Source organism: Bradyrhizobium sp. YR681 (genome assembly GCF_000282615.1).
Classification (GTDB): Bacteria; Pseudomonadota; Alphaproteobacteria; order Rhizobiales; family Xanthobacteraceae; genus Bradyrhizobium.
Window position 1 is genome coordinate 1 of record NZ_AKIY01000110.1, and the last position, 9,996, is coordinate 9,996.

Consider the following 9,996-nt stretch of genomic DNA (forward strand, 5'->3'; position numbering starts at 1 on the left):
GGCCGTAGAGGCTGCCGCCGCCGAGGATGATGGAGAGATAGAACGGGAAATAGCCGGGCTCGGGCCCTGTCGAATCCCAGGAGGCACCCGTGCGCCAATTGTCGTAGCCGAGGATGGCGGCCAGCGCGAACAGGAGGAGACAGACGACGATCTCGACCGCCCCGGAGGAGACGACGGAGGGCGAGTCGTCTTCAGGCGCGGTCGGATCGTCGACGACGATTTCAAGATCGGTTTGGGACATGAGCTCTGATGCAAGGCTGGGATGCAAGGCTGGGAATTGTTCACCTCGCCCCGTTCGTGCGGGGAGAGGTCGGCGCGAAGCGCCGGTGAGGGGCTCTCTCCACGGGCTCGACTCGTGGAGAGAGCCCCTCACCCCAACCCTCTCCCCGCAAGAACGGGGCGAGGGGGAGGAGAGACGGCTACTTCGCGACGAAACCGGCTTCCGTCATCAGCGACTTGTTGACGGCGTCGTCCTCCTCGAGGAATTGCACCATGTCCTTGCCGGTGAGGAAGATCGGCTTCAATGCCTGCTTCTCCATATAGTCCTTGTACTCGGCGGTCTGCGTCACCTTGTGGAACAGCTCGACGTAGAATGCCTGCTGCTCGGCCGTGACCTTGCCGGGCAGGAACATGGCACGCAGCATCAGGTACTGGACGTCGACGCCCTCCTCCTTGCAGGTCGGGATGTCGGCCCAGGACTGCGTGTCCGTGACCTTGGTCGTGTACGAGATGCGCTCCTTGTCGAACACGCAGAGCGGACGTACCTGGCCGGCGCGCCAGACCTCGAGATTTTCGCTGGGATTGTTGACGTTGGATTCGGTGTGGTTGCCGACGAGCTGGGTCGCGGCCTCGCCGCCGGACTTGTACGGCAGATAGGAGAATTTTGCGCCGGTCTTCTGCTCGAGGAACACGGTCAGCACGTGGTCCTCGCGCTTGGAGCCGGTGCCGCCCATCTTGAACGGCGAGCCCGACGCTTTCGCAGCCTCGACGAATTCCTTGACCGTCTTGGGGCCGGCGCTGTTGTCCCACAGCACGAACTGGTCGAGCGCGATCACCGAGACCGGGGTCAGCTCACGCCAGTTGAACGGGATCTTCGCCGACAGCGGCAGCATGTAGATCAGCGAATAGGCGATCAGCACCTTGTTCGGATCGCCCTCGCTGGACTTCATGTACATCAGCGCTTCCGCGCCCGACGCGCCGCCCTTCAGCGAGACCACGATCGGCTGCTTCATAAGATTGTTCTTCTGGATCGCGGCCTGCATCATCCGCGCCATCTGGTCGGAGGCGCCGCCCGCGCCCGCCGCCACCACGATCTCGACGGGTTTTGCCGGCTCCCAGCCGGCAAAAGCCGGCGTGCCGCAAAGCACGGCCGCCAGCGTCACTGCGGCCTTCATTCCATGTCTCACGCGCATCTTCCCTATGTTCTTGTTTGGATTGGCAATTCGCGATGTCGAGCGGACTGCATTGTGCGGGCGAACGCCGATCAGTTCAAGCCGGGCCGGCGTCGCACCGCTTATGACTTTGGAATGAGATGGATTGCAAGCGCGGCCGCCCCGCAAAAAGGCGCGGGCCCCTTGCGGAGCCCGCGCCTGCTCGCAACGCGGCTGCGCCGGTCGGCTACACCAGCAGGATGTCGTGCGGGTTGATCACCACGCCGGCCTGGACGACGGCGACCGCGACAGCCGAACCTTGCGTGCCATCCGCGCTGAAATAGAGCGTCTGGTTGCCCGTATCGAAGTGGAATTCGGCCGCACCGGAGAAGGTGTTGTCGGCCGAGGTCTCGAAGATCGACGTCACGTCCATGCCGGACGTCAGGCCGCCGCCAAAACTGCTTGCCGAGATGGCGATGCGATCATGCTCGGTGGTGGTGTTGAAGTCCATGATCTGGCTGGGCGCCGTCGGCGGCTGAAGGAACGCAAAGGTGTCGTTGCCGCTGCCGCCGGTCATGACATGGCCGGCCGCCGTCCCGATCAGGACATCATTGCCGCCACCGCCGTTCAAGGCTTCGGTCCCGTTGGTGGCGACGATGACGTCGTCGCCGCCGGTCCCGTTCAGCACCGAGGCGCTGGCGGCGTTGTTGATGACGGTCGCGGTCGCGGTATTCGACGAATTCGTCATCCCATCGGAGGCGGTGTAGTCGAACGAGCCGCCGGCTGTTGCGTCATCGGTGAAGAAGGCAAAGCCGAAGGCGGCCCCGGCACTGCCGCCGGAGCTCGATGTGACGGCGCCGAGCGAGTGGCCGTCCGTGGTGTCGGGGTCGGTGTCGTTCAGCGCCAAAGCCCAGGCGGCAATGGCCACCGAGCCGCCGGCACCTGCGTCGGTAACCACCGTCTCCCCCACCGCGGTCGGCGCGTCGTTGGTGCCGTTGACGGTGACGGTGACATCCTGAATGACGGTGCCGCCATGTCCGTCGTCGACCGTGACGAAATAGTCCTGGGTCAGCGCCTGCCCCTGCGCCAGGAACTGGATGTCGGCATTGTTCACCGTGAAATGCCAGCCGACCGATCCCGTCCCGCCGGACTCGCTGACCGGATCGAGCGAGAACGTGCCCACATAGGAGCTGTCTGCCGGCACGAAGCTGACCGTGTGAATGTCGGTCGTCTCAGGGTCGGAGAACGAGAACGAGCCCGAAGTGGACTCGGTCGCAGGACCCGTCGCCGGGCTGACATTGACGGAGTCGAGGATCATGCCGTCCGTGAAGTTGTTGTAGGTGAATTCCAGTGTCGAGGTGGACAGCAGCGGATCGCCGGTCACCTCGAACGCGTAGTGATGAATGCCCGGCGCGACGCCGATCGACATCAGCGTGACGCTGTCCCAGGTCACCGCGAACGGCGTGCTGGCCTGCTCGGGATCGCCGATGAGGTCGAAGCTGAGGAAATAGTGCTGGCCAGGCGCGGTCGCGATGGCCTGGGACAGCGTCTCGTCGGAGTCGGTCGGGGAAAGCTGCACCGAATAATGTCCGAAGCTGCCACCGAGCTCATATTGCACGACATGAATATGCGACCCGCTGACGCTCCAACCGGCCAGATTGCCAGTCTCGAAATCGCCGTTGACGATCGAGGTCGGACCGGCATCCTCGGTGACCGATCCGCTCACATTGGCCGCCGTGATGATCGGGTAGTCGTTGGCGCCTGCCACGTTGAAGGTCAGCGTTGTCGTAGCCTGATGGCCCTGGCCGTCGTCGACGGTGAAGTTGAAGACGTCGCTGACATTGTCGCCGGCCTGGAGCGGATCGACCGAGGCGTCAGCGTAATAGGCATAGCTGCCGTCCGAATTGAGCAGGAGCGAGCCATGGGCGCCGGCGACCATCGTGCCGACATTGGCGGCGCTGCCATTCACCTCCGAGATGGTGCGCGACGTCGACAGGTCGATCGGATGGCTCACGTCGGAGATCGCGCCACTGGCGAGCACGGTGCCGGTGTCGGGCACCGCGGTGTCGGACGTCTCCACCGTGACCGGGGTCACCAGCAGCGGATCCGAGGCGCCGTTGATCGTGACCGTCACTGTCTGGGTCGAGCTCGTGCTGCCGTCGGCGACGATGACGTCATATTGCACCGTGAGCGTCTCGCCGGGGCTGAGGAAGTCGAGATCGCCGTCCCGGATCGAGAAGGTCCAGTCGATGCTGCCCGTGCCGGCGCCGGTCGAATCGTGCAAGGCCGTGGTGAGCGCATTCTGGAGGTCCGCCAGCGTGTCCGACGGCACGAAGCTCGGGTCGAACGACCACACCGCAGAGTTCAGAACGACGCTGACGGAGTGGACGTCCGACAGATCGACGTCGTCGAAGCTCAGCGATCCCGTCGGCAGCGGGCTCGTCGTGTCCATCGCATTCGACCCGGTCACGCCGGCCTGCTCCGACAGCGAGGCCGATCCCGGTGCACCGGTCATCGCAACAGCGTCATTGGCGCCGGTGATGACGACGGAGACGACCTGCGTTGAGCTGGTCGAGCCGTCGGCGATCTTGACGTTGTAGTTCACCGTCAGCGTCTCGTTGGCGGCGAGGTAATCGAGGTCCTGGTCGGGAATCGCAAAATTCCAGTCGATGCTGCCGCTGCCGGTGCCCGTGGAATCGTGCAGCACCGTCGTCAGCGCGGCGGCGAGATCGGCCTGCGTCGCCGCCGGCGGCGTCGGCCCGGAGCTCGAATTCAGCGTCACCGTCACGCTATGCGTGTCGCTGGTGTCCTGGTCGGTGAAAGCGAGCGTGCCGGCCGGTGTGGTCGGCGTCGTATCGGGCGCTGACGAGCCCGTGGTCGCATCCTGCTCGACGACGGTGGAGGATTCCGGGCCGCTCGTGATCACGACCGGATGATTGGTGCCGAGGATCGTGATGGTGACGTCCTGAGTGGTGGAGCCGCCGTGGCCGTCGTCGACCGCAACGTGATAGACGAGCTTGAGCGTCTCGCCGCCATTGAGGAAATTGGCCGAGGCATTCGGGAAGGCGAAATTCCAGTCGACCTCGCCGATCAGATGGCCGGTCGAATCCTGGAGCGAGGTGCCGAACGCGGCCAGCAATTGCGCATTGGTCAGGGGTATCGCGCCGCCGCCCGAGCGGGTCGCGGTGACCGTCGTCGAGACGGTATGCGCGTCGGCGAGATCGATATCGGTGAAGACGAGGTTGTCGCTGGCGTGGAGATTGCCGGAGGAGTCGAGGTTCTGATCCTCGACCAGCGCGGCCGATTCCGGACACGACAGGTAGATCGGCTTGTCGTTGGTGCCGACCACCGTCACCGTGACCGTCTGCGTCGAAACCCCGCCGGCATGGTCGTCGAGTTGGATTGTGTAGGTGATGTCGAGGTGCTGGCCCGCCGCAAGATAGTCGAAGGCAAGATCGGGGGCCGAGAAGGTGGTGTTGATGGTGCCGCTCGAGGAGCCCGACGTCTTGACGACGTTGTCGACGTGGTAGAACGACATCAGCTCGGCATCGCCCCACGACCCCGGCAGCAGGCCCGCGGTAGCGCCGGAGGCGGAGACGCCGATCACGGTCGCGGTGTGGCCGGTGTTGGCGAGGTCGTCGTCGGTGAAGTTGAGCGCGACATGAACCGTGTCGGGCGAGAGCGACAGCGTCTGGTTGGTCTGCTCGGTGACGGTCGCCGCCGTCGTCATGTTGATGACAGGCTTGTCGTCGGTGCCGGTGACCGTGATCTTGACGGTCTGGATCGCGAAGCCGCCGTGGTTGTCGGCGACCTTGACGTCATAGGTCAGGACCAGCGTCTGGTTCTTGGCGAGGAAATCGAAATCCTGGTCCTGGTCGCTAAAACTCCATTTGAGCTGACCGTTGCCGTTTGAATCGCTCAGGATCTGCGATTGCATCGCGGCCTGGAAATGCGCAAGCGAGGCAGCAGGGACGACCGTTCCGCCCGACACCACCGCGGAATGCAGCGTCGCGGTCGTGGTGTGGGTGTCGGTCTTGTCGCTGTCCTTGAAACTCATCGTTCCCGACAGCGTGCGCAGCGTGGTTGAATCGTTGAGATTGGCGAATTCGGTGAAGCTGCCCGTCGCGGATGACGAGGTGAAAACCGGCGTATGGTTGGTCATGGAAAAATCCCTGCCTGCGTTGCCATGAAGGCGCCGCCGCATGAGGGCGCGGCGACGTGACTAATCGGTCTGAGAAATCAGACGTGACTCGACAGTGTTGACTGGTCAGTGTCGGCTAAAGGTCTTGGATTAGAGATCTTGGCTTAGAGATCTTGGCGTGTTCGCAAGGCCGTGCCTGGCATCGGGATGGTCAGCAGCAATGAAATTCTGGCGCGGCTCGCGTCGTCGAAACTACGTCGCTACGTCCTCAGTTTAATTTCAGTTCAATGACATCAGGTTGCGGCACGATCGGCCGGAACGCTTCACATAATTCACGTCGCTCAATTCAACTCGACTCAAAATCACACGGCCGCCCCGCTGCCTCGAAAAACGAGACGGTGGAATGCAACCTTTGCGATCTTATGCCTGAGCTCGTCGTGCCGTCAACGTGAACGCGCAGACGCGCGCACGCGCAATCGCGGTTCCGAACAACGGAACTGCTTGAAAAATTTGTGACAATAGGAGCTGCGCTGACCGGCTGACGATCGACGTCAGCAATCGCTTTGGCTTTTCGCGCCTGTCCGGCGCGAAAAGCCAGGACTGTGCGCTACTTGCCCTTCCAGACCGGCGCGCGCTTGTTGAGGAAGGCGTCCATGCCTTCGCGGAAGTCTTCGCTCATATAGGCCTTGAGGATCAGATCCTCGCCCTCTTCGCGCGACAGCGTGCGGCGAATGCGGCGCACGGCTTCCTTGGTGGCTTCCAGCGTGAGCGGCGCGTGGCTCGCGACGAGCTTTGCGGTCTCGTCCGCACGGCGCTGCAGCGTCTCCACATCAGGGACGATTTCGGTGAGCAGGCCAAGCGCCAGCGCTTCCTGCGCCTCGACCAGGCGCGCCTTGAAGATCATATCCTTGGTCCGCGCGGGACCGACCAGCGAGACGACACGGCTGATGTTGGACATCGACAGGCAATTGCCGAGCGTGCGCGCGATCGGAAAGCCGATCCGCGTCGTCTCGGTGCCGATGCGGAGGTCGCAGCAGGCGGCAATGCCGGCGCCGCCGCCGGTGCAGGCCCCTGCGATCGCCGCGATCACGGGCACGCGGCACTGTTCGAGCGTGCCGAGCACGCGGTCGATGCGGGCCTCGTAGTCGAGCGCGTCCTGCGCGGTCTTGAAGGCGCGGAACTGGGAAATGTCGGTGCCGGAGGCGAACGCCTTGTCGCCGGCGCCGGTCAGGATCAGCGCCTTGATTGAACGGTCGGCGTTGATCTCGGTACAGATCTCCGCCATGCGGTCATACATGGCGAAGGTCATGGCGTTGCGCGCCTGGGGGCGGTTGAAGGTGATCCGCGCGATGCCGTCCGTGACGGAGTAGAGCAGGTCTTCGTTGGTCGTCGTCGGTGCGTTCATCGCGCGCTCACTTTCCAAGTTAAGTTCAGGCCACCTGAGCCCTTAAGCCACCTGGGCCTTGGCCATCGGCACCACGTCGCGTCCCTTCAGGACGTCCATGGCCGCCAACACGCCGCCGCTCCGGTGCGGAATCTTTGCAAGATCCAGGCCCATCTCGACGCCGGCGAGCGTGCCCATCAGCATCAGATCGTTGAAATGGCCGATATGGCCGATGCGGAACACCTTGCCCTTGACCTTGTTCAGGCCGGTGCCGAGCGACATGTCGAAGTTTTCCAGCACCACCTTGCGGAAGGCGTCGGCGTCGTGGCCATCAGGCACGCGCACGCCGGTCAGCGCCGGCGAGTGCGCGGCAGGATCGGCGCACTGCGTCTCCAGCCCCCAGACCTTGGTTGCAGCACGCGTCGCCGCGCTGTGGCGCTTGTGGCGGGCCCAGACGTTCTCCAGCCCCTCCTCTTCCAGCATCTTCACCGCTTCGCGCAGGCCGTAGAGCAGATTGGTGGCGGGGGTGTAGGGGAAGGTGCCGAGCTTGTTGAAGTTGATGACTTCCTGCCAGTCCCAATAGGAGCGCATGCCGGGGTTGGCCTTGGCGACGGCGAGTGCCTTCTCCGAAACGGCGTTGAAGCTGAGACCGGGCGGCAGCATCAGGCCCTTCTGGGAGCCAGCGACCGAGACGTCGATGCCCCAGGCATCGTGCTCGTATTCCATGGAGCCGAGGCCGGAGATGGTGTCGACCATCAAGAGCGCCGGATGCTTGACGCGATCGAGCAGCTTGCGCACCTCCAGCGGTGCCGTCACGCAGCCGGTCGAAGTCTCGTTGTGCACGACACAGACGGCCTTGATCGCGTGCTGCTTGTCGGCGGCAAGGCGCTTCTCGATCTCGGCGAGGTCGGCGCCATGGCGCCAGTCGCTCGGGATGAAATCGACGTCGATCCTGAATTTTTCGGCGATGCCGCGCCACAGCACGGCGAACTGGCCGGTCTCGCACATCAGGACCTTGTCGCCGGGCGCGAACACGTTGACCATCGCCGCTTCCCAGGCGCCGGTACCGGACGAGGGGAAGATGATCACGGGCTGCTTGGTCCGGAACACGCGCTGCATCGCGGCGAGCACGCCAAAGCCAAGCTCGGCGAACTCCGGACCGCGATGGTCCAGCGTCGGCATGTCCATCGCCCGCAGCACGCGGTCGGGCACGTTGGTCGGTCCTGGAATCTGTAGGAAATGCCTTCCAGTATGCACGGTCATCGGCGTCCTTCCCGGTCTTGCCTTGATTTTGATGGCCGCCGAATAGCACCATTTGACCGGCTTGTCCCCTCTCCTAAAGGCGTCTCCCATGCATGGGCGGCGGACCTCCGCCTCCCCCTATTCCGCGGCCACCACCTTGCCGGCCGGCAGGCGCTCCTCGGCCTCCGTAAATGGGCGCTCGGGGTGCATCAGGAAGGCGGAAAAGCCGCCCAGCAGCAGCAGCCCCATCGACATCAGGAACGGCAGGTACCAATTGCCGGTCGCATCGATCACGAAGCCCGCGACCAGCGGGGAGACGATGGCGGCGAAGGCCGACCCGGTGTTCATGAGGCCCGAGGCGGTGCCCGAATATTTCGGGGCGATGTCCATCGGGATCGACCACATCGGGCCGATCACGAGCTCGGCGCAGAAGAAGCCGGCCGACAGGCACAGCGCGACGATGGTGATGTCGTGGACGAACAGGATCGGAAACAGCGAGAGCAGCGCCCCCGTAAACCCTGTTACGGTGACGCTCAGCCGCGCCAGGCGGACGTTGCCGGTGCGGTCGAGGATCTTGTCCGACAGCACCCCACCGACGCTGTCGCCGACCACGCCGGCGAAGAAGACGCCGGAGGCGAACAGCGCCGAGTTCTTGATGTCGAGACTGTAGTTGTTCTTGAAGAACAGCGGCAGCCAGTTCAGGTACAGCCACAGGCACCAGCCGTAGCAGAAATAGGTCAGCGTCACCGGCCACATCCGGCCGAGCAATGGGCCCCACGGCACACGCGGCCGCTCGCCGGTCGGGCGCGGCGGCAGCGTCGCGAGCTCGGCCTCGGTGATGGAGGCGTGCTCCTTCGGCTCGTTGCGGAAGTACCAGACCCAGACCACGCCCCAGATCAGGCTGACGAAGCCGAGCACGACGAACGCGCCGCGCCAGGTCAGCCACGGGATCAGCAGCGCGACCACCGGCGGCGTCACGGCATTGCCAAGGCGGGCGAAGGAATGGGTCAGCCCTTGCGCGAAGCCGCGTCGGTTGGCCGGCGTCCAGTATTGCATCGCGCGCGTCGCGGTCGGGAATGTCGCGCCCTCGCCGAAGCCAAGTGCGAAGCGCGCGATGAACAGCGCGAAGAGACCGTTGGCGAAGCCGGTCATGATGGTCGCCGCCGCCCAGATCATGCCGCACCAGAACAGCGTCTTGCGCGGCCCGAAACGATCGCCGACCCAGCCGCCGATTACCTGGAACAGCAGGTAGGGATAGGCGAAGGCGGAGAAGACGAGGCCGAGCTGGGTATTGGAGAGACCCAGCTCTTTCTGGATCTCGCTCGCCGCGGTGCCGATGTTCACCCGGTCGACATAGGTGATGAAATACATCGCGCAGAGCATCGCCAGCACGACGTGCGTCGCCTTGAACCTGATACCCATCTCCACCCTCCCTGATTGCTTTTTTATGATTGCCGTCCGCGTCTCCCGCGCGATCTAGGTGCCGACCACCTTCAGATGCGGCGATGCATTGCCCTGCGGGCGCTGCTCCAACAGCTTCATCGCGACGTCGACGCCGCCGGAGCGGTGCGGCACGCCGGCAACCGACAGGCCCATCTCCACGCCGGTGAGCGCGCCGAGCAGCGTCAGCGCATTGCATTCGCCGAGATGACCGATGCGGAATACCTTTCCTGCAACCTTCGACAGGCCCGAGCCGAGCGACATGTTGTAGTTCTCGAGCACGACTTTGCGGAACTGGTCGGCATCATGGCCGGGCGGCATCAGCACCGCGGTCAGCACCGGTGAGAATTCCGAAGGCTCCTGGCAGAGCACTTCGAGGCCCCAATGATTGACCGCGGCGCGTGTGGCTGGCGCGAGCC

The 9,996-nt window shown here is 64.3% G+C and carries 5 protein-coding genes and 2 pseudogenes; all 7 read right to left on the bottom strand.

Going from position 1 to position 9,996, the window contains the following annotated elements; translation table 11 throughout:
* Window positions 1-241: pseudogene (locus tag PMI42_RS11215) on the bottom strand (tripartite tricarboxylate transporter TctB family protein); the annotation flags it as partial.
* 178 nt (window positions 242-419) lie between these two features.
* Entirely contained in the window at window positions 420-1,394 is a 975-nt protein-coding gene (locus tag PMI42_RS11220; protein ID WP_008133746.1) for a Bug family tripartite tricarboxylate transporter substrate binding protein, read from the bottom strand.
* 223 nt (window positions 1,395-1,617) lie between these two features.
* Window positions 1,618-5,532, bottom strand: a complete 3,915-nt coding sequence (locus PMI42_RS11225) for a beta strand repeat-containing protein (protein WP_008133748.1) — start codon at window positions 5,530-5,532, stop codon at window positions 1,618-1,620.
* A gap of 586 nt (window positions 5,533-6,118) precedes the next feature.
* A complete protein-coding gene (locus tag PMI42_RS11230) occupies window positions 6,119-6,916 on the bottom strand; it encodes an enoyl-CoA hydratase/isomerase family protein (RefSeq protein ID WP_008133750.1) in 798 nt (265 codons plus the stop codon).
* 42 nt (window positions 6,917-6,958) lie between these two features.
* Window positions 6,959-8,158 carry a pyridoxal-phosphate-dependent aminotransferase family protein gene (locus tag PMI42_RS11235; RefSeq protein WP_008133752.1) on the bottom strand — a complete coding sequence of 400 codons (1,200 nt, stop codon included), beginning with the start codon at window positions 8,156-8,158 and terminating at the stop codon, window positions 6,959-6,961.
* A gap of 117 nt (window positions 8,159-8,275) precedes the next feature.
* The gene (locus PMI42_RS11240) at window positions 8,276-9,559 is read right to left on the bottom strand and encodes an MFS transporter (RefSeq protein WP_008133754.1); all 1,284 of its coding nucleotides are present in this window, start codon (window positions 9,557-9,559) and stop codon (window positions 8,276-8,278) included.
* A 54-nt stretch (window positions 9,560-9,613) separates the two neighbouring features.
* Window positions 9,614-9,996 (bottom strand): annotated as a pseudogene (locus tag PMI42_RS11245) (serine--glyoxylate aminotransferase); the annotation flags it as partial.